Raw genomic sequence first — 20,568 nt, 5'->3', positions numbered from 1 at the left:
TGCAAAGCAGCCCCATGGCCCTCAAGGTCGATCAAAAAAGGAATGAAACCCGCACTTTTTTTCGCTTGTACGCCAGCTCCATTCCCAGTTTTCATGTAAGTGTCCTCCACTCACCCAGGAAGCTTGCGATGCCCGCCCATGATTTCGTCAGCCCCGACAGCATCCGCGCGCAGTTCTCTGCCGCCATGTCGCTCATGTACAAGCAGGAAGTCCCCCTGTACGGCACGCTGCTCGAGCTGGTGAGCGAGACCAACCAGCAGGTCATGGCCGCACAGCCCAAGGTGGCCGAGGCCTTGCGCTGGACCGGCGAGATCGAACGCCTCGACCAGGAACGCCACGGTGCCATCCGCGTGGGCACCGCCGAGGAACTGGCCACCATCGCCCGCCTGTTCGCGGTCATGGGCATGCACCCGGTCGGCTACTACGACCTGAGCTCGGCCGGCGTGCCGGTGCACTCCACCGCGTTTCGCGCCGTGCACGAACAGTCGCTGCACATCAGCCCGTTCCGCGTATTCACCTCGCTGCTGCGCCTGGAGCTGATCGACAACCCGCAACTGCGCGCACTGGCCCTGGGCATCCTGGAGAAACGGCAGATCTTCACCCCCCGCGTACTCGAACTGATCGCCCAATGCGAACGCGACGGCGGCCTGGACGCTAGCGATGCCGAGGCCTTCGTCCAGGAGGCATTGCACACCTTCCGCTGGCACCAGGACGCCACGGTCAGCGCCGAGCAGTACCAGCAGTTGCACGACCAGCACCGGCTGATCGCCGATGTGGTGGCGTTCAAAGGCCCACATATCAACCACCTGACCCCGCGCACCCTGGACATCGACGCGATCCAGCTCGGCATGCCGGCCAAGGGTATTCCGCCCAAGGCCGTGGTCGAGGGGCCGCCCACCCGGCGCCAGCCGATCCTGCTGCGCCAGACGAGCTTCAAGGCCCTGCAGGAGAAGGTCGCCTTCAGCGATGCCCAGGGCAGCCATACGGCGCGCTTCGGCGAGATCGAACAGCGCGGCGCGGCGCTGACGCCCAAGGGGCGCCAGCTGTACGACCGTCTGCTGGATGCGACCCGTGAAGCCTTGGGCGGCGCGCCGGCGGAGGCCAATGCCGAGCGTTACAAGGCGCTGCTCGCGGAGCACTTCGCCGAGTTTCCGGATGACCTGGGGCAGATGCGCGAGCAGGGGCTGGCGTACTTTCGCTACTTCGCCACCGAGAAAGGCCTGGCCGAGCGCGGGCAACAGGATCGCCCGACCACCCTGCAGGGGTTGATCGACGCCGGGCACGTGCATTTCGAGGCGCTGGTGTACGAGGATTTCCTGCCGGTGAGCGCGGCGGGGATCTTCCAGTCCAACCTGGGGGACGATGGGCAGGCCGACTATGGCAGCAACGCCAACCGCGAGGCCTTCGAGCAGGCGCTGGGGTTGCAGGTGCAGGATGAGCTGGCGCTGTATGCGCAGAGCGAGCGCAGGTCGTTGCAGGCGTGCGCGCAGGCGTTGGGTCTGGGGACGCTGTAGGGTTTGAAACCGCTGGGGCCGCGTTGCGGCCCTTTCGCGGCACAAGGCCGCTCCTACAGGAGAGCGCAATCCCATGTAGGAGCGGCCTTGTGCCGCGAACGGGCTGCAAGGCAGCCCCTGTGCACTATCGGTGGGTGCGGAACCGATCCACTTCCTGACGCAACTGCCCCGCCAGCCCTTCCAGCTCGCGGGCGGTCATGGCCAGTTCATTGGCCACATCGCGCTGTTCGCTGTTGGCCTGGGCGATGCTCTGCAGGTTGCGGCTGAGCACCGTCGCGGTGCTGCTCTGCTCCTGGGTCGCGGTGCTGATCACGGCGAACTGCTCGCCCGCCACCCTGCTCTGCTCGTCGATCCGGGCCAGGGCCTCGGCCACCTTGTCGTTGCGCGCCAGGCCTTCCTGCATCAGCTGGTTGCCCTGCTCCAGGGTGCTGATGGCATGGCCGGTCTGCTGCTGGATGCTGGCGATCATGCCCGAGATCTCGTCGGTGGCCTGGCGGGTGCGCGCGGCCAGGCCACGAACCTCGTCGGCGACCACGGCGAATCCACGGCCCTGCTCGCCGGCGCGCGCCGCCTCGATGGCAGCGTTCAGCGCCAGCAGGTTGGTCTGCTCGGCAATCGAGGTAATCACGCCGACAATCCCGCCGATCTCCTGCGAACGGGCACCCAGGGTGTCCATCACACTGGCGGTGCCGCCCAAGGCCTCGGCGATCTGCCGCAGGGAAACCGAGGCTTCGTCCATGGCGCTGCGGCCGATGCGGGTCTGCTGGGCATTGTCGCGGGCCATGCGCTCGGTACCGGCCATGTTGTCGGCGATGTTCATCGAAGTGGCGCTGAACTCCTCCACCGCGCCGGCCATGCTGGTGATCTCGCCGGACTGCTGGTCCATACCCTCGCAGGCGCCGGACGACAGGCCCGACAACGAGCGGGCACGGCCACTGACCTGGTCGGAGGCGGCGCGAATATGCTCGACCATGGTCGCCAGGGCCTCGCCCATCTGGTTGAAGCTGCGGGCCAGCTGGCCGATTTCGTCATGGCTGGTGACGCTCAGGCGGGCATTCAGGTCGCCGGCGCCAAGGGCTTCGGCCTGGCGCACCAGGTCGCCCAGCGGGCGCAGCTTGCGCCGCAGCAGCCAGAGGGTAGCGGCCACGGCCAGCAGCATCGCCAGCACGCTGCCGATGGCCAGGCGCAGGCCGACGCTCCAGGTCACTTCGCGGATCTCGCCCTCGGGCATGCTTGCCACCACGGTCCACGGGCCCTCGGCGAACGGCTCGGTGACGCTGAACAACGGCTCGCCGGCACCAGCCCAGAACTGCCCTGCTCCCGGCTTGATCGCCTTGACCGCCTGGGCTGCCGCCTCGCCGTCACGCACCTCGGCCGGCGGCACCAGCCACTTGCCCTGCTCGTCCAGCAACGCCAGCGAACCGGTCTGGCCGATGCGGAAGCGCTTGAGGTTGGCGAACTGGGCGTTCTGCGCGTCGGTGTAGTCGAAGCCGACAAACAGCACCGCGATCACCCGACCACCGCCGTCACGCACCGGCACGTAGCGAGTCATGTAGTTGCGCTCGAACAGCACGGCGCGGCCGACGTAGGTCTGCCCGGCCATCAGCTTGGCGTAGGCCGGATGCTGGCGATCGAGCTGGGTGCCGATGGCGCGGCTGCCGTCCTGCTTGGTCAGGCTGGTGCTGATGCGCACGAAATCGTCGCCGCTGCGCACGAACAGGGTAGCGACCCCGGCGGTCATCTGCTGGAACTCGTCGACCTGGCGGAAATCGTTGTTCAGCAGGTGGTCGCCCAAGTACAGCGCCGGTGTTGCCGCGCCAGCGACGTTGACGGTCTCGCCGGTGTGAAGCGCCAGCCCCGAGGCGAATCGGCGCTCGAACAGGCCGCTCAGGCGCTGGGTATTGTCCTTGAGCGAGCCGTGGAAGGTGTCGAGCTGGTCGGCCAGCAGCCGCGCCTCGCTGGCCAGGTGCGCCTGGCGGGTGGTGAGGTTGGCGTCGTCCAGCGAACGTAGGGCGAACAGGGTGCTACCGGTGATCACCAGCGCCAGCACGATGGCGAGGGCGATCCCGAGCTGCGAGGCGATTCGGGCACGCGGTTGAGACATGGCAAGGCTCCTGGCAAGAGGCCGGGATCGTCCTGATCACGCTGACCGCCCGCTGCATATCGACGGGGAATCGCGTCCTCTTCCGGGACGCTGGTGCAAGTTGATCGGCGTCTGTAGGAAATACTTGAGTGCAGGACCGGGATATTCGCAAACGTTTTCTTGCTGTGGCCCCGCGATGGTTATCAGCCTTGCGCCGACAGTACCTGCACCGCCGGCAGGTCCATCGCCGCCGCCTCCTCCTGCAGGAACACACTCAACCTGCGCAGCCGCTCCCCGCCCGGCCGGGTCCGCGGCCACACCAGGTAGTAGTCCATGCCACTGGCCACCGCGGTCGGCCAGGGCAGGCTCAGCCGGCGCTGGGCCACGTCCTCGGCCACCATCAGCAGGTCGCCCATGGAGATCCCGTAGCCCCGTGCCGCGGCGATCATGCCCAGTTCCAGGGTGTCGAACACCTGCCCGCCCTTGAGCGAAACCTTGTCGGTCAGCCCCATGCGCGCCAGCCAGGCACGCCAGTCGCGCTTGTCCGGCGTGGGGTGCAGCAGTTCGATGCCCGCCAGGCGCCGCTCGTCCCACGGCGCGTCGTCAAGCAGGTCCGGCGCGCCCACCGGGATCAGCAGCTCGGAGAACAGCCGGCGCACCTCCCAGTCCACCGGGAAGCTGCCATCGCTGAGCAGCACCGCGCAGTCGAACGGTTCCTGGTTGAAGTCGACATGGTCGACATCCATCCAGGCGCTGGTCAGTTGCACCTCGTTGCCCGGCTGCAGGTGGCGGAAACGGCTCAGGCGCGCCAACAGCCAGCGCATGGTCAGGGTCGAGGGCGCCTTCATGCGCAGGATGTCGTCCTCGCCACGCAAGGCCTCGCAGGCCCGCTCCAGCGAGGCGAAGCCGTCGCGCACACCGGGCAGCAGCATGCGTGCGGCTTCGGTCAGTTGCAGGCTGCGCCCGCTGCGCACGAACAGGCGACAGGCGAAATGCTCCTCGAGGGTGCGGATATGCCGGCTGACCGCGCTCTGGGTGATCGACAGCTCTTCACCGGCACGGGTGAAGGAACTGAGCCGGGCGGCGGCTTCAAATGCGCGCAGCGCATAGAGCGGAGGCAGTTGGCGGGTCATGGCGCACCTGTCAGGCGGGGCGTGGATCGGATGCACAGGATCATACATTCATGAGTCAGACTCATGTCAGTGATCGCATTTATCCTTTTGTGCAAAGCTGACCGAAGCCTCAAAATCGACGGCTCGCTTCCCCGAATCATCCAGAAGGACCGCCCCCATGCATGTCGCGCCTACCACCGAACTCAAGGCTTTGCTGCGCCTGGCCGGGCCGCTGATCGCCTCGCAGTTGGCGCACATGCTGATGGTGCTCACCGACACCCTGATGATGGCCCGCATCAGCCCGCAGGCCCTGGCCGGTGGCGGCCTGGGCGCGGCGAGTTATTCGTTCGTGTCGATCTTCTGCCTGGGCGTGATCGCCGCGGTCGGCACGCTGGTGGCGATCCGCAAGGGCGCCAACGACACCGAGGGCGTCACCCGCCTGGCCCAGAGCGGCCTGTGGCTGGCCTGGGGCCTGGCGCTGGTCTCGGCGCTGGTGATGTGGAACCTCAAGCCGGTGCTGCTGCTGTTCGGCCAGAAACCGGAGAACGTCGACTCGGCGATGCAACTGCTCACCCTGCTGCCGCTCGCCCTCCCCGGATACATGACCTTCATGGCCCTGCGCGGCTTCACCAGCGCCCTGGGCCACTCGACCCCGGTGATGGTCATCAGCCTGGTGGGCACGGTGTTCAACTACCTGTTCAACCATGCGCTGATCGAGGGCATGTTCGGCCTGCCCAAGCTGGGGCTGATGGGCATCGGCCTGGTCACTGCGGTGGTGACCCTGGGCATGGCCATTGCTCTCGCCCTTTATATTCGCTGGCACAAGGCCTATGCCGCCTATCCGCTGCGCAAGGGGCTGTCGCGCCCTTCCCTGCCGGCACTGCGCGAGCTGTGGCGGCTGGGCCTGCCGATCGGTGGTACCTATATGGTCGAAGTGGGTCTGTTCGCCTTCGCCGCCCTGTGCATGGGCGTGCTGGGCAGCACGGAACTGGCGGCGCACCAGATTGCCCTGCAGATCGTCTCGACCGCGTTCATGGTCCCGACCGGCCTTTCGTACGCGGTGACCATGCGCGTCGGCCTCTACTATGGTGCCGGCAACCTGTTGGCGGCCCGCAGCGCCGGGCGCGTGGGGATCGGCTTCGGTGCCTCGCTGATGTTCGCCTTCGCCGCACTGTTCTGGTTGTTGCCGGACGCCCTGGTCGGATTGTTCATCGACCGTAACGACCCGGCCTTCGCCGCGATCTTCATGCTGGCGGTACAGTTGGTGATGGTGGCGGCGTGGTTCGAGCTGTTCGATGGCGTGCAGACCATCGCCATGGGCTCGATCCGTGGCTTGAAAGACGCCAAGACCACCTTCCTGATCGGCCTGGTGTGCTACTGGCTGGTGGGGGCGCCGAGCGCTTGGCTGTTCGCCTTCAACCTCGGCGGCGGCGCGCAGGGAATCTGGTGGGGGCTGGCGCTGGGCCTGGCCTGCGCGGCGGTGGCGCTGACGTTCGGCTTTGAGTGGCGGATGAAGCGGTTGCTGGGCAAGGCCGAGCGGGCGCGGGGGGCGGCGGTATCGGCTTGAGGGGTTTGGGGGCGCTGGGGATCGCGTGATGGCGGACAGGTACCTGGCGCTGCAACTGTATCGTCGAACACCTCGAAGCAAAACCATCTAAAACTGTACTACTGTACCGCCTCAAACATCACTTCCTGCGTTCTATTTCCCCACCAACACCACAAAATCGCACCAAACTAGTGCGCACCAGTACAGTTCCCTCAATAACTGGTGCAACAGTCCCTTCCAACAGTTAACTGCCCCCTCACAATACACCTGAACTGTACCTACTGTTCTGGACGAGAGAAGAGGAAGATGGGCACCAGTTAAATCACTCCCTAATGCCGCCACAAGCGGAAGGATGACACATCATGGAACGTACCCTCAGTTCCGACCTGGTTTTCGAAAACGCCCAAGCTTCCAACGCCGCCCTGCCGCTGCGCGTCCTGTCCACCCTGGTACTGTGGCAGCGCCGCATGGCCAGCCGCCGCCAACTGGCGCGCCTGGACTCCCGCCTGCTGGCCGACGCCGGTATCAGCGAGTCGCAGCGCTACGAAGAGCTGAGCAAGCCTTTCTGGCGCTAAGCGCCGGCCGCCGGCCCAGGCCGGCACCGCGAATTCACAAGAACCCGTTGCAGGAAACTGCAACGGGTTTTTTGTTTCAAGGCCCGGATTAGAGCGCTCGCACAGCAAACCATAACAGTTCAAACTATTCTCGAATCGACAGGTACAGTTACTATTTGTGATCTTTTCTCGAGCCAAACGCCCGAACCAGCGCGTGTTACGCTTGTCTTACGCGCCTGGCAGAGAAAAGTACCGTGACGAGCCAAGCGAGCGTCCGATAAGCAGAACCATCCAGACCCTGTGCAGGAGTCCCCGACCATGTCCCGTTATCACCTGTTTGGCGCCGCCTTGCTGCTGTCGCTCGCCGGCGCGGCCAATGCCACCAGCTTCGTCGTCACCACCGACGCCGTGGTGGGCGCGGTAGCCGCCTCCACCGACGCCACCTCCGACATCTCCTCCTCGTTCCGCGACGACAAGATCGTCAAGGCCGCCCGTGACGATGCCGCCAGTTTCGTCGGCAGCGACGGTGCCATCCGCGGCGCCAAGCTGGAGAGCGCGTTCGCGCACATTCGCCAGCAACTGCCGGACCTGCAGGCCAGCGACGCGCAGCTGGCCCGCGCCATCCTCGCCATCTGAGCCCCACACTGCCCGGATTCACTGGCCCAGCCCGTGGATCCGGGGTAGCCTTCGCAGCCCGAGATCATCGCCAGACCGCCCATGCGTTACCTGTTGCCTTCACTGTTCGCCCTGGCCTGCATGAGCAGCGCCCAAGCCATGGATAGCACTACCCAGAGCCTGGTCATCAGCGGCTACGTCACCAGCCAGGTCACCGCCGCGCCGTTCGACCGCAAGCTGGTCGCCGCCGCCCGTGACGACGCCGCCGCATTCGTCGCCAGCGACGGCCAGATCCGTGGCGCGCGCCTGCAGGCGGCGCTGGACATGCTGCACCAGGACCTGGCCCGGCCTTGCGTCGGCGACCGTGAACTGGCCGAAGCGATTCTCGTCCAATAACTACATTCGACTCCCCTGTATTTCCGGAGATGCTCCATGCGTAAACCGCTGATCGCCGCCACCCTCGGCATGCTGCTGCTCGCCGACCTGGCCCAGGCGCACACCCTGGTGGCCACCAGCAACATCATCGTCCGCGCCTTCGGCCGTTCGATCGATTTCACCTCCGACACCACCACCTCGATCCGCGACTCCAAGGTGGTACGTGAAGCCCACGACGACGCCGCCAGCTTCGTCGCCAGCAACGGCGACATCCGCGGCGCCCAGCTCGAAGCCGCCTTCGACACCCTGCGCGCCCGTGTTCCCGAGGCCCGTGACGCCAGCGACCAGGTGCTGGCCGAAGCCATCCTCGCCCTGTGAAGCGCGTGCGTGCCTGGCTGCTGGGCTGCGCCCTGACGCTGCTCGGCACGCCCGCCCTGGCCGACCTGCAGCTGGTGCTGCAGCGCGACGGCCTCGACCCTGCGCAACAGCAGGCGACCCAGACGTTGCTCGACGAAGCCATGGCCAAGCTGCCACCGCGCTTCAAGCAGCAATTGGACCGGCAGATCCTGGTCGGCTGGACCGAGCGCATGCCCGAGGACGCCTACGGCCAGGCCTCTCCGGTGGCCAGCCTGGACCTCAACCGGCGCCTGCTGCCGGGGCTGGTCGACGGCAGCGCCGCCCGCGAGAAGACCAACCGTCCCCACGGCACGGTCCGCGAGGAACTGCTGGCCACCGTGCTCCACGAGCTCACCCATATCTATGACCGCGCGCGTCTGTGGCCGGACGCCGAGCGCCAGCTGATCAGCCGCTGCAAGCGCCAGCAGGGCGCCCTGGGCAAGGTCGGGCTGCCGCAGGACTGCCGTGGCCAGGCCGAACGCCGCTTCACCCTGAGCGACGACCCGCGCCTGCTGGACTTGGCCGGCTGGCCGCAGTACGTCGGCCGGCGCGGCGAGCGCGAACAGCACAACGGCCAGTTGGTGCGCAGCCCCGATCCCTACGAGCTGAGCAGCCCGAAGGAGTTCATCGCGGTCAACATGGAGTACTTCCTCCTCGACCCGAGCTACGGCTGCCGTCGCCCGGCGCTGAACCAGTACCTGCGCGACCACTTCGGTTGGGCGCCGCGACAGGACGCCTGCGCCAAAGGCCTGCCGTTCCTCAACGCCGGCAATGACTTCGCCCGCCAGCCATTGGGCGAGATCGACCCGGAACGGGTCTACGAGGTGGACTACCTGCTGGCCGAAGCCAACCAGAACTGGGTCAGCCGCTGGGGCCACAGCATGCTGCGGCTGGTGATCTGCGCCCCGGGCCGTCCACGCGGACCAGCCTGCCGCCTGGATCTGGACCAGAGCCTGGTGCTGTCATACCGCGCCTTCGTCAACGACGTGCAACTGTCCAGCTGGGACGGCCTGACCGGCGCCTATCCCTCGCGGCTGTTCGTGCTGCCGCTGGGGCAGGTGATCGACGAATACACCAAGACCGAGCTGCGCAGCCTGGCCTCGGTGCCACTCAAGCTCAGCCGCGGCGAGATCGAGAACCTGGTGCGCCAGGCCGCCGAGATGCACTGGAGCTACGATGGCAACTACTACTTCCTGTCCAACAACTGCGCCGTGGAATCGCTCAAGCTGCTGCGCAGCGGCACCGGCAACCCGCGCCTGAACGACCTCGACAGCATCATGCCCAACGGCTTGCTGGAGGTGCTCAAGGGCAGGGGACTGGCCGATACCCACGTGCTCGACGACCCGCGCGAGGCCCTGCGCCTGGGTTATCGCTTCGACTCCTACCGTGATCGCTACCAGGCGATGTTCGAGGTGCTGCGCAAGCAGTTGCCGATCAAGCAGACGAGCGTGGAAGACTGGCTGGCGCTGGACGCCGAGCAGCGCCGCCAATGGTTCGACCGCGCCGACCTGCGCACCAGCGCGGCCTTGCTGCTGCTCGAGCAGGCCGGCCTGCGCCGCCAGCTGCTGCTTGCCCAGGACGAGGTCAAGCAACGCTACCTGAACGGCCGGGCGCTCAAGGACGGCAGCTTCGACAAGGCCAACGAAACCTTGCAGGCGATGCTGGCCAACAGCGGCTTCCTCAGCCGCCCGGCGGAATTGCTGGGGGCAGGGGGCTATGGCCTGCCGCAGCCCGCGGAGCGCAAGCAACTGGAACAGGTGAGCAGCGAGCGCCAGGCGCAGCTGCTGCGCCTGAGCACCGACCTGGACCAGCAGGTGAGGGCGCTGCTGGGGCCGGAGCGGGGCAGGGAGATCAAAGCCGTGGAAGCCAATATCAAGCAGGTGGGCGAGCACCTGCGGGCGTTGCACAAGGCGGCCGGGGGGTTGCAGCTGCCCTGAGGTATGCCAGGTCCACCCTCATCGCTGTAGGAGCGGCCTTGTGCCGCGATTGGGCTGCGTAGCAGGCCCAGGATTCAGTGTTGACGCAAAAATCGCCGGGGCTGCTCTGCAGCCCATTCGCGGCACAAGGCCGCTCCTACAGAAAGTCTCGCAGCCCGACAGCCAGCACCAAACCTCAAAGGCTTTCCTCGTCCTCCTCCGGCAACCCCTGATCCACCTGCAACCACGGCAGCCGACTCCCCACCCAGATATGCCGATTGGCCGGCACCCGCTCGGGATGATCCAGCGTCGCCACCGTCACATCGATCGTTTCAGGGCTATGCGCCGTCACCAGCGCCACATGCGCCCCGCAGTTGCCACAGAAGTACCGGCTGCAACTCTGCGGCGCCATGTAGCGCTGGGGCGAGCCCGCCAGCCACTGGAAACCCGCGAGGGGCAGGGTGACCCAGGTCACCAGCGTGCCACCGCTGACCCGCCGGCAGATCGAGCAATGGCAATGGGCGACATCGCCCAGATCGGCCTGCAGCCGGTAGCGCAACGCCCCGCAATGACACCCGCCTTCCACGACATCCACCATCGAAACGACCTCCCGTCGCCTGACCGCAGGCGAAAGCTGGCTGAAAGCTTGCCCACATAGGATAGCGCCACCACCGGCAGCAGACCGGTCAGCCAGGGCACCCGGAAACTTCCGCGCCCGGCCCAATCAACAACAACAATGGTGATTCTGATGTTTTCCTGTGCCCGCCTTTTCGCAGTACCCCTCCGCCTGCTCCTCGCGCAGCGCCTGACGCGCTGATCCGCCCGAATCGTCCTTCCTTTCGCCGCGCCACGCCTGGAGTACCGTCATGCTGACCTTCCTCGGCTTCGCCATGGTCATCACCTTCATGTACCTGATCATGACCAAGCGCCTGTCGGCCTTGATCGCGCTGATCCTGGTACCGATCCTGTTCGCCCTGTTCGGTGGCTTTTCCGCCAAGATCGGCCCGATGATGCTCGAAGGCATCAGCAAGCTCGCGCCCACCGGCGTGATGCTGATGTTCGCCATTCTCTACTTCGCCCTGATGATCGACTCCGGCCTGTTCGACCCGGCCGTGCGCAAGATCCTCAAACTGGTCAAGGGCGACCCGCTGAAAGTCTCGGTCGGCACTGCGGTGCTGGCCCTGGTGGTGTCCCTCGACGGTGACGGCGCCACCACCTACATGATCTGCTGCGCCGCCATGCTGCCGCTGTACAGCCGCCTGGGCATGAGCCCACGGATCATGGCCGGCCTGATCATCCTCGCCGGCGGGGTGATGAACATGACCCCGTGGGGCGGCCCCACCGCCCGCGCCGCCAGCGCCCTGCATGTGGACCCGTCGGACATCTTCGTGCCGATGATTCCGGCCATGGCCTTCGGCGTAGCGGCGATCCTGGCCATCGCCTACTGGTACGGCAAGCGCGAGCGTGCCCGCCTGGGCGAGCTGCACCTGCCGACCGACGACATCGACCACAGCGAGATCAGCGTGTCGCAGTTCCCGGAGGCCCGTCGTCCGAAACTGATCTGGTTCAACGGCGCCCTGACCGCCGCGCTGATGGTCGCGCTGATCGCCGGCGTGCTGCCGCTGCCGGTGCTGTTCATGATCGCCTTCAGCATCGCCATGATCGTCAACTACCCATGCCTGCAGCAGCAGAAGGACCGCATCGCCGCCCACGCCTCCAGCGTGCTGGCCGTCAGTGGGCTGATCTTCGCCGCCGGCATCTTCACCGGCATCCTGTCGGGCACCGGCATGGTCGACGCCATGTCCAAGAGCCTGTTGGCGGTGATCCCGGAAGCGTTCGGCCCGTACATGGCGGTCATCACCGCCATCGTCAGCATGCCGTTCACCTTCTTCATGTCCAACGACGCCTTCTACTACGGCGTGCTGCCGGTGCTGTCGGAGTTCGCCAGCCACTACGGCGTCACCCCGGTGGAAATGGCCCGCGCGTCGATCGTCGGACAGCCGGTACACCTGCTCAGCCCGCTGGTACCCTCCACCTACCTGCTGGTGGCCCTGGCCGGCATCGAGTTCGGCGACCACCAGCGCTTCACCCTCAAGTGGGCAGTGCTGGTGTGCCTGTGCATAATGGCCGGCGCGCTGGCGCTGGGGACTTTCCCGCTATTCAGCAGTCTGTAACACAAGCGCATTATCCAACCGCCAAGCGCCCGAAATCCGGGCGCTTGGCCTTTACCGCTCGAAGGAATACACATGGAATGGCTGACCAGCCCGGAAATCTGGGTTGCCTTTTTCACCCTCACCGCGCTTGAGATCGTGCTCGGGATCGACAACATCATCATGATCTCGATCCTGGTCAGCCGCATGCCCAAGCACATGCAGCCGCGCACGCGGATCTTCGGCCTGGCCCTGGCCATGGTCACGCGGATCATGCTGCTGCTGTCGATCACCTGGGTCATGCGCCTGACCGACGACCTGTTCCATGTGCTCGGCCAGGGCATTTCCGGCCGTGACCTGATCCTGTTCTTCGGCGGCCTGTTCCTGCTGTGGAAAAGCTCCCAGGAGATCTACCACGGCCTGGAAGGCGAGGACGAAAGCGCGGACGAGCCGAAAGGCGCGGGCGGCAAGTTCTTCTACACCATCATCCAGATCGCCATCATCGACATCGTGTTCTCCCTGGACTCGGTGATCACCGCGGTGGGCATGGTTTCCCACGTACCGGTGATGATCGCCGCGATCATCGTCGCGGTGCTGGTGATGATGCTCTGCGCCGGCACCATCAGCGACTTCATCGACAAGCACCCGTCGCTGAAGATGCTCGCACTTTCGTTCCTGATCGTCGTCGGTACCGTGCTGATCGCCGAATCTTTCGATGTTCACGTGCCGAAGGGCTATGTCTACTTCGCCATGGCCTTCTCGCTGGCGGTGGAAGCGATCAACATCCGCATGCGCACGGCGCTGGCGCGCAAGAAAGGCAAGGAACACGATCCAGTGAAACTGCGCAAGGACATTCCGGGTCAGTAAGACCGGAATGTGCCATGAAGGAAGGGCTCGCCTTCAGAGCCCTTTTCCACTCCTGACTGCACCAACAAAATCACAGTACCCAGCAACACCTCCTGGGCAAACCAGGTCATCAGACCGAAAGTCTCAAGGCGAGCCATCTCTGATGGTCACTGATGCCTGCACGACGCTTTGGTATGAAGGTGGTGGTTCATCAAGCACAGTTGGACGCACACCCGAAAATTCCGTTGCATCATTGAAGGCCTTGGAAAATCAAGGGCCAATTCGTATGAGGGCGGTAGACTGAGGTGATGACGCTGTACTTCGTCTAGCTTTCGGAAGGTTTCGCTGACCTTGACCGCCCGGCTAATCAGTTTGGACTGATATTGCCAAGGGTCCGAATAAGGTGGATTGTCGATTGCCAATTGCATTTTTGCTGCAGTTCGGACGAATTTTTCTATACGCCCCTCCAGTTTGTAAACCTCACGAACCAGATCGTTGGAAATCCCCTCAAACGTTCTCCATTGTCCATAGCCCTGCAGCGGACTCTGCTGGAAGGCGCGAGGATCCACCCGTGCCATCGTTAACGTTAAGAATGCCTGTGGGAGCGACACATGTCCGGATCTGTCGGTTCGATTAATCGGGTCTCCCTTGCAATAGGCATACGCATTGATACCCCCTGCACCGAAGGGGCTCATGTTGTCCGCGGCGTTGAATCGCATCAACGATGGGGCATAGGCCCGATAGCCATTACCGAGCAAGTAACTACCGGTAGCTTCTCGTTTCTGCCCTATGAACCCAACCACCCTGTGTTGAGCGCCATCCTGTCGAGCATGACCATAAGCGGTGTAGGCGAAGCTCTGCACTGCCCGAGGGATATATAGGCTCAGCAACGAACCTTGGCAGTCAGTTGCCAGTATCATTCGTTCCGCTTGTGCAATGTCTTTCATGGTATTTCAACCCCGACCAGGCAATACCAGAATCTTATGGACAATGCATCGAAGGGCCTACTATCAAAATTACCAAGTCATCGACATCGGCAATCCGGAACTTTCACAGATGAATTCGACTGGACACCCTGCCGTCGATGATGCCATCGATGTTTCAAATGGCTGCCAACCATGCCAAGCTGGCACTCACCGCGCAAAACAACTAAAGCTTCAGTGAGCACTGAAAAAACCAGCCCACCCCCGGGCCAGGCTCACCGCCGCACCCATTGGCCCCGCCCAGGGGCATAGAAGAAAAGGGGGCCCGACCATGCTGACCCTGCTCAACCTGCTCTCCGCCGTGGCGCTGCTGGTGTGGGGCACCCATATCGTGCGGACCGGCATCCTGCGGGTCTATGGCTCGAACCTGCGCCGGGTGCTCGGCCAGAACATGAACAAGCGTCCGCTGGCGTTTATTGCCGGGATCCTGGTCACCGCCATGGTGCAGAGCAGCAACGCCACCGCCATGCTGGTCACCTCGTTCGTCGGCCAGGGCCTGATGGCCATGACCCCGGCCCTGGCGATCATGCTCGGCGCCGATGTGGGCACCGCGCTGATGGCGCGGGTGCTGACCTTCGACCTGTCCTGGCTGTCGCCGCTGCTGATCTTCCTCGGGGTGATCTTCTTCCTCTCGCGCAAGCAGACCCGCGCCGGCCAACTGGGCCGGGTCGGCATCGGCCTGGGCCTGATCATCCTGGCGCTGCAGCTGATCGTCCACGCCGCCGCGCCGATCACCCATGCCCAAGGGGTCAAGGTGCTGTTCGCCTCGCTGACCGGCGACATCCTGCTCGACGCCCTGATCGGCGCGCTGTTCGCCATGATCTCCTACTCAAGCCTCGCCGCCGTGCTGCTCACCGCCACCCTGGCCGGCGCCGAGGTGATCAGCCTGCCGGTGGCCATCGGCCTGGTGATCGGCGCCAATATCGGCAGCGGCCTGCTCGCCTTTCTCACCACCAGCCTGCAGAACAGCGCCGGGCGCCGGGTGGCGCTGGGCAGCCTGCTGTACAAGATCGCCGGCCTGTTGCTGATCATCCCGGTGCTGCACCCTCTGGTGGAGTGGATGGACAGCCTGAGCTTCAGCCCGCAGGAGCTGGTGATCGGCTTCCACCTGCTCTACAACACCTTGCGCTGCCTGCTGATGCTGCCGACGGTCAACCCCATGGGCCGGGTGTGCAACTACCTGCTGCCCGAGCGCGACAACGGCAACGGCCACCACCAGCCACGCCACCTCGACCCGACCGCGCTGAACACCCCCAGCCTGGCGCTGGCCAACGCCGTGCGCGAGACCCTGCGCCTGGGCGATATCGTCGACAGCCTGCTCGAAGCCATGCTCGGCGCCCTGCGCGGCACCCAGACCGCCATGCCGCAGCAGGTGCGGGCCCTGGGCGAGGACGCCGAGGCCCTGTACAACGCCATCAAGCTGTACCTGGCGCAGATGCCCCGCGAGGATCTTGGCGAGCAGGACAACCGGCGCTGGGCGGAGATCATTGAGCTGGCGATCAACCTCAAGCTGGCCAGCGACCTGATCGAGCGCATGCTGCGCAAGGTCCAGCAGCAGAAGACCTCGCAGCGCCGGGAATTCTCCCAGGTCGGCCTGGAGGAACTGACCGGCCTGCAGGAGCAACTGCTGGCCAACCTGCGCCTGGGCCTGTCGGTGTTCCTCAGCGCCGACCCGCAGAGCGCGCACCAGCTGCTACGCGAGAAACGCCGCTTCCGCGCCCAGGAGCGGCGCCTGGCCCATGCCCATGTCAGCCGTCTGCAACGTAAAGTGGTGCAGAGTATCGAGACCAGTTCGCTACACTTGGAGCTGATTGCCGACATGAAGCGTTTGAACTCTTTGTTCTGCAGCAGTGCCTATGTGGTACTGGGCGGCACCGACACCGGCGGGCTGATGCTCGACAGCGTGCCGGACGAAGCCCGCCAGCCTTGAGCCCAGACACCCCGGAGACCGAAGCTCGCCTATGCGTTGCCTGTTGTTCGCCTGCCTGCTGATCCTCAGCCTGCCCACGCTCGCCCTCGACCGCTCGCGGGTCGAGGGCTACCTGCTGCCCAACGGCCTGCAGGTGATCCTCAAGTCCGGCTACGAGCGCGACCATGTGTCGATCCGCCTGGTGGTCGGCGTCGGCCTGGACGACTTCGACTGCGACCAGCGCGAGCTGCCGCACCTGCTCGAGCACCTGCTGTTCAGCGGGATCGACGAGACGGGCGAGGGCGGCCTGGAAGAGCGCATGCAGGCCCTGGGCGGGGAGTGGAACGCCTTTACCAGCAGCGCCGACACCACCTTCGTCATCGAGGCCCCGGCGCGTAACCAGCGCAAGGTGCTCGACTTGCTGCTGGCGATCATTCGCGACACCCGCATCGACGAAAAGGCGCTGGCCACGGCGAAGAAGATCATCGAACGCGAGGATGGCGGCCACTACGGCCGCCTGCAGCGCTGGCTCGACCGCCAGGACATCGGCCACCCGGCCAGCGACCAGTTGGCCACCGAGCTGGGCCTGAAATGCCCCGAGCGCTCCAGCCTCGACGACATGACCCTGGAGCAGGTCCGGCAACTGCGTGAGCACTGGTACGTGGCCAACAACATGTCGCTGATCGTCGTCGGCGGCCTCGACCGCCTGCTGCCGGCCTACCTGGAACGCACCTTCGGCGAGCTGCCGGCCACCGAACCCGGGGAGCGCCGTAACCTGGAAAGCATCAGCCAGCAGGCCGAGCAGCGCCGCGACCTGACCCGCGGCTGGCTGGGCGACAACATCAAGCTGCACTGGCTGTTCATCGAGCCGACGCTGGAGGAGGGCCACGACCAGACCCTCGAGCTGCTCTCGCGTTACCTGGACTGGGCGCTGTACGACCAGTTGCGCCTGCGTCACGGCCTGTCCTATGGCCCGTCGGTGCAACGCGAGAGCTTCGGCGACAGCGGGATGCTCAGCCTCAATGCCGACCTCGAGCGCCAGGACCTCGACAAGGCGCTGAAGGTGCTCGGGGAGCTGTTCGACCACCTGCGCAAGCACGGCCTGGACCCGGACACCTTCGCCCGGATCAAGGAAGCGGCGATCGCCCGGGAAAGCTGGACCACCCAAGGCAACGCAGCGCTCGCCGACTATTACTGGGGGGCGCTCAACGCCTACGAGGACGGGCGTTTCACCGATCCGGTGCGCCAGCTGCGCCAGGTCAGCCTCAAGCAGGCCGACGCGGCACTGCGCGAACTGCTCAAGGAACCGGGGTACCTGCGCATCGAGAAGCCGTTGCTGGGGTATGACGAACTGTATGGGCTGGTGGCACTGGTGCTGGGGCTGATCCTGGCCGCGGGGCTGATCCGCCGGCGCCGCGTGGTGGCCAATCGCCCCAGTGGTGCTACACGGGAGCCGTGATTCGGCGGTATCCTGTCGGCCAACAGCGTCCGCTCCCACGACGCCTCGAACACGCCTTTTCCTGTTGTAAACCCATGCCCCCGATCCCCAGCTTCATCCTGCGCATCATCGAGCTGCTCAAACGCTATCCCGGCATCATCGCGCTCTACGGTTTCCTCTCGGGGATCGGCAGCTTCATCCTGGTCGACCGCCAGGCCGGGCTGGCCAGCTGGATCGCCATCGTCATGCTGGTCAGCTGGATCTGGCTGATGCTGGAGAACACCCTCACCGAGCTGTTCGCCCGCACCTTCAAGCGCGAGATCCCGCAGCCGCTGCTGCGCTTCGCGACGCAGATGATCCACCAGGAAAGCCTGTTCTTCGTCCTGCCGTTCTTCTTTATCACCACTACCTGGAACAGCGGCCAACTGATTTTCACCGGCCTGCTCGGCGCCGCCGGGCTGATCTCGATCGTCGACCCGCTGTACCACAAGTGGCTGGCGCCACGCCGCTGGCTGTTCCTCGCGCTGCACACCCTGACGCTGTTCGCCGCGATGCTCACGGCGCTGCCAATCATCCTGCACCTGACCACCGCGCAGAGCTTCAAGCTGGCGCTGATCGCCGCCATGGTGCTGTCGTTCCCGAGCCTGGCCAGCAGCTTCCCGATCAACAACTGGCGCCGCGGCGTGGCCCTGGTGCTGGTGACCCTGGCGGTCGGCGGTGGCGGCTGGCTGCTGCGCTCCTGGGTGCCGCCGGCCACGCTGTGGATGACCGACGTGGCGATCAGCACCGAAGTGCTCAACCGCCAGCCGGGCGCCTCGCTGGACGAAGTGGCCGCCAGCCGCATCCGCAGCGGTGGGCTGTACGCCTATACCGCCATCAACGCGCCCCGTGGCCTGAACGAGCGCATCTACCATGTGTGGCAGCTCGACGGTAAGGAAGTGGACCGTATCGCCCTGGATATCCACGGTGGGCGCAAGGAAGGCTACCGGGCCTGGACCCACAAGCAGAACTTCCCGCCGAACCCGGTGGGCAAGTGGCAGGTGAGGGTGCTGACCGAGGACGGGCAGGTGATCGGGGTGTTGCGGTTCAAGGTGGTCGACGACACCGCCCGCTGAAACAACCCTGTAGGAGCGGCCTTTCGCGGCACAAGGCCGCTCCTACAGGAATGCGTCCCGCTGCGCTATGATCAGCCTCTATGCCCTCAGTCAGACGCATGGAGCCTATGACCGTCCCGAGCGCCACCCTGGACACCACCGAGCAGCCCTCGCGCCTGCGTATCGTCGGCGACTGGACCCTGGCCCACTACGCCAGCCTCAAGCGCGAATGCGAGCGCCTGGGCAGCCAGTACGGCGATGACACCCAGGTCGACCTCAGCCAGCTGGGCCGCCTGGACACCGCCGGCGCCTCGCTGCTGGCCGAGCTGCTGGGCTCCGAACGCCTGTCGCGCTGCACCGACGAACTCCCCGACGCCAGCCGCGCGCTGCTGAAGAACGTCTACTGCTCGGTGCAGGACTACTGCATCCCGGTCAAGGAGCCGGAGCAACCGGTGCTGCTCCTGCTGCTGGCGCGCATCGGCCGCGCCGTCGACCAGCTGTGGCAGGACACCAACCAGGTGCTGGGCTTCATCGGCCTGATCCTGCAGACCCTGTTCCTGCGCCTGTTCCAGCCGCACCGCTGGCGCGTCACGCCAGTGGTCGCGCACCTCGAGCAGACCGGCCTGGACGCCGCGCCCATCGTCGCCTTGCTGACCTTCCTGGTGGGCGCGGTGGTGGCCTTCCTCGGCGCCACGGTGCTGGCCGACTTCGGCGCGACCATCTTCACCGTCGACCTGGTGGCGTTCTCCTTCCTGCGTGAATTCGCCGTGCTGCTGACCGCCATCCTCATGGCCGGCCGCACCGCCAGCGCGTTCACCGCGCAGATCGGCTCGATGAAGGCCAACGAGGAGATCGACGCCATCCGCACCCTGGGCCTGAACCCCATCGAACTGCTGGTGGTGCCGCGGGTGCTGGCGCTGCTGATCGCGCTGCCGCTGCTGACCTTCGTCGCCATGCTCTGCGGCATGATCGGCGGCGCGGTGGTCTGCGCCCTGACCCTGGATATCTCGCCGGCCATGTTCCTCTCGCTGCTGCAGAGCGACATCGGCGTGCAGCACTTCCTGGTGGGCCTGGCCAAGGCGCCGTTCTTCGCCTTCCTGATCGCCGCCATCGGTTGCCTGGAAGGCTTCAAGGTCAGCGGCAGCGCCGAGTCGGTGGGCGCCCATACCACGTCTGCCGTGGTGCAATCGATCTTCGTGGTGATCGTGCTGGACGCGGTGGCCGCGCTGTTCTTCATGGAGATGGGCTGGTGACTGAAGCCGTGATCGAAGCCCGCGGCCTGTGCAACCGCTTTGGCAGCCAGAGCGTGCACGAGAACCTCGACCTGGACCTGTACCGCGGCGAGATCCTCGCCGTGGTCGGTGGCTCGGGCAGCGGCAAGTCGGTGCTGTTGCGCAGCATCGTCGGCCTGCGCCGGCCCAACGAAGGCACGGTCAAGGTGTTCGGCCAGGACCTGGCCACCCTCGACGAAACCCAGCGCTCGCTGGTCGAACGCCGCTTCGGCGTGCTGTTCCAGAAGGGCGCGCTGTTCTCCTCGCTGACCGTCACCGAGAACGTCGCCCTGCCACTGATCGAGCATGCCGGGCTGTCGCGGGCCGACGCCGAGCACCTGGCCGGGGTCAAGCTGGCCTTGGCTGGACTGCCGATCAGCGCCGCCGACAAATACCCGGCGTCGCTGTCCGGCGGCATGATCAAGCGCGCCGCCCTGGCCCGCGCCCTGGCCCTGGACCCGGACATCCTGTTCCTCGACGAGCCTACCGCCGGCCTCGACCCGATCGGCGCCGCCGCCTTCGACCAGTTGATCCTGACCCTGCGCGACGCCCTGGGGCTGTCGGTGTTCCTCATCACCCACGACCTGGACACCCTCTACACCATCACCGACCGAGTAGCGGTGCTGTCGCAGAAGAAGGTGCTGGTGGCAGGGCCCCTGGCCGAGGTCGAGCAGACCGACGACCCATGGATTCACGAATACTTTCACGGCCCGCGTGGCCGGGCGGCCGAAGACGCCGCCCTGCGCGCCCGCCAGGAGCGCTGAAC

18 protein-coding genes and 1 pseudogene are annotated in these 20,568 nt (G+C 65.6%); 14 read left to right on the top strand and 5 right to left on the bottom strand.

The genetic code is table 11. The features are described from left to right. Positions 1 to 128 precede the first annotated feature (128 nt). A complete protein-coding gene (hglS, locus tag V0R62_RS23485; protein ID WP_330105418.1) occupies positions 129 to 1,514 on the top strand; it encodes a 2-oxoadipate dioxygenase/decarboxylase HglS in 1,386 nt (461 codons plus the stop codon). A 124-nt stretch (positions 1,515 to 1,638) separates the two neighbouring features. Here hglS and V0R62_RS26965 read toward each other — a convergent pair whose 3' ends face one another. The 3 genes and pseudogenes from V0R62_RS26965 to V0R62_RS23475 all read right to left on the bottom strand — a co-directional run bounded on the left by V0R62_RS26965 (position 1,639) and on the right by V0R62_RS23475 (position 4,730). Then, positions 1,639 to 2,370: a methyl-accepting chemotaxis protein gene (locus tag V0R62_RS26965; RefSeq protein ID WP_371918076.1), complete on the bottom strand. Its 732-nt coding sequence runs from the start codon at positions 2,368 to 2,370 to the stop codon at positions 1,639 to 1,641. A 135-nt stretch (positions 2,371 to 2,505) separates the two neighbouring features. Beyond that, a pseudogene (locus V0R62_RS26960) lies at positions 2,506 to 3,618 on the bottom strand (Cache 3/Cache 2 fusion domain-containing protein); the annotation flags it as partial. A 182-nt stretch (positions 3,619 to 3,800) separates the two neighbouring features. Then, complete coding sequence (locus V0R62_RS23475) at positions 3,801 to 4,730, bottom strand: LysR substrate-binding domain-containing protein (RefSeq protein WP_330105416.1); 930 nt, start codon at positions 4,728 to 4,730, stop codon at positions 3,801 to 3,803. Positions 4,731 to 4,887: 157 nt separating this feature from the next. Between V0R62_RS23475 and V0R62_RS23470 the strand changes: the two genes are divergently transcribed. From V0R62_RS23470 to V0R62_RS23445, 6 genes are all read left to right on the top strand, one after another. Beyond that, positions 4,888 to 6,276, top strand: coding sequence for a NorM family multidrug efflux MATE transporter (locus V0R62_RS23470; RefSeq protein ID WP_186731896.1), 1,389 nt, complete (start codon positions 4,888 to 4,890; stop codon positions 6,274 to 6,276). Positions 6,277 to 6,617: 341 nt separating this feature from the next. After that, entirely contained in the window at positions 6,618 to 6,830 is a 213-nt protein-coding gene (locus V0R62_RS23465) for a DUF1127 domain-containing protein (RefSeq protein ID WP_011531561.1), read from the top strand. A gap of 297 nt (positions 6,831 to 7,127) precedes the next feature. Beyond that, entirely contained in the window at positions 7,128 to 7,445 is a 318-nt protein-coding gene (locus V0R62_RS23460; protein WP_198745118.1) for a DUF2388 domain-containing protein, read from the top strand. 81 nt (positions 7,446 to 7,526) lie between these two features. After that, positions 7,527 to 7,820, top strand: a complete 294-nt coding sequence (locus tag V0R62_RS23455; RefSeq protein WP_330105415.1) for a DUF2388 domain-containing protein — start codon at positions 7,527 to 7,529, stop codon at positions 7,818 to 7,820. Positions 7,821 to 7,856: 36 nt separating this feature from the next. Further along, positions 7,857 to 8,177, top strand: a complete 321-nt coding sequence (locus V0R62_RS23450) for a DUF2388 domain-containing protein (protein ID WP_011531558.1) — start codon at positions 7,857 to 7,859, stop codon at positions 8,175 to 8,177. Continuing rightward, positions 8,174 to 10,132: a DUF7844 domain-containing protein gene (locus V0R62_RS23445; RefSeq protein ID WP_050703223.1), complete on the top strand. Its 1,959-nt coding sequence runs from the start codon at positions 8,174 to 8,176 to the stop codon at positions 10,130 to 10,132. Before V0R62_RS23450 ends, V0R62_RS23445 begins: the two co-directional genes overlap by 4 nt. 175 nt (positions 10,133 to 10,307) lie before the next feature. On the opposite strand, the gene V0R62_RS23440 is transcribed toward V0R62_RS23445, so the two are convergent. Then, positions 10,308 to 10,709, bottom strand: a complete 402-nt coding sequence (locus tag V0R62_RS23440) for a GFA family protein (RefSeq protein WP_028688651.1) — start codon at positions 10,707 to 10,709, stop codon at positions 10,308 to 10,310. Between the two features lie 268 nt (positions 10,710 to 10,977). Here V0R62_RS23440 and V0R62_RS23435 point away from each other — a divergent pair, with 268 nt between their 5' ends. Beyond that, positions 10,978 to 12,285: a CitMHS family transporter gene (locus V0R62_RS23435; protein ID WP_028688652.1), complete on the top strand. Its 1,308-nt coding sequence runs from the start codon at positions 10,978 to 10,980 to the stop codon at positions 12,283 to 12,285. Between the two features lie 72 nt (positions 12,286 to 12,357). Beyond that, positions 12,358 to 13,128, top strand: coding sequence for a TerC family protein (locus V0R62_RS23430; protein ID WP_062572391.1), 771 nt, complete (start codon positions 12,358 to 12,360; stop codon positions 13,126 to 13,128). A 146-nt stretch (positions 13,129 to 13,274) separates the two neighbouring features. Here V0R62_RS23430 and V0R62_RS26955 read toward each other — a convergent pair whose 3' ends face one another. Further along, the gene (locus V0R62_RS26955; protein WP_408005734.1) at positions 13,275 to 14,054 is read right to left on the bottom strand and encodes an RHS repeat-associated core domain-containing protein; all 780 of its coding nucleotides are present in this window, start codon (positions 14,052 to 14,054) and stop codon (positions 13,275 to 13,277) included. 307 nt (positions 14,055 to 14,361) lie between these two features. Here V0R62_RS26955 and V0R62_RS23420 point away from each other — a divergent pair, with 307 nt between their 5' ends. The 5 genes from V0R62_RS23420 (at position 14,362) to V0R62_RS23400 (ending at position 20,566) form a co-directional block, all read left to right on the top strand. After that, complete coding sequence (locus V0R62_RS23420; RefSeq protein WP_330105414.1) at positions 14,362 to 16,020, top strand: Na/Pi cotransporter family protein; 1,659 nt, start codon at positions 14,362 to 14,364, stop codon at positions 16,018 to 16,020. Between the two features lie 31 nt (positions 16,021 to 16,051). Continuing rightward, on the top strand, positions 16,052 to 17,458 hold the full coding sequence (locus V0R62_RS23415) for a M16 family metallopeptidase (protein WP_330105413.1): 1,407 nt from the start codon (positions 16,052 to 16,054) through the stop codon (positions 17,456 to 17,458). A 74-nt stretch (positions 17,459 to 17,532) separates the two neighbouring features. Further along, a complete protein-coding gene (locus tag V0R62_RS23410; RefSeq protein ID WP_186732098.1) occupies positions 17,533 to 18,552 on the top strand; it encodes a DUF5924 family protein in 1,020 nt (339 codons plus the stop codon). A gap of 98 nt (positions 18,553 to 18,650) precedes the next feature. Then, positions 18,651 to 19,784: an ABC transporter permease gene (locus tag V0R62_RS23405; RefSeq protein ID WP_050703217.1), complete on the top strand. Its 1,134-nt coding sequence runs from the start codon at positions 18,651 to 18,653 to the stop codon at positions 19,782 to 19,784. Continuing rightward, a complete protein-coding gene (locus V0R62_RS23400) occupies positions 19,781 to 20,566 on the top strand; it encodes an ABC transporter ATP-binding protein (RefSeq protein ID WP_110735994.1) in 786 nt (261 codons plus the stop codon). The genes V0R62_RS23405 and V0R62_RS23400 overlap by 4 nt, the downstream gene beginning before the upstream one ends. Positions 20,567 to 20,568 lie beyond the last annotated feature (2 nt).

The organism is Pseudomonas carassii, assembly GCF_036324045.1.
Lineage (GTDB): Bacteria > Pseudomonadota > Gammaproteobacteria > Pseudomonadales > Pseudomonadaceae > Aquipseudomonas > Aquipseudomonas peradeniyensis.
This window is presented reverse-complemented; position numbering and strand designations above follow the sequence as displayed.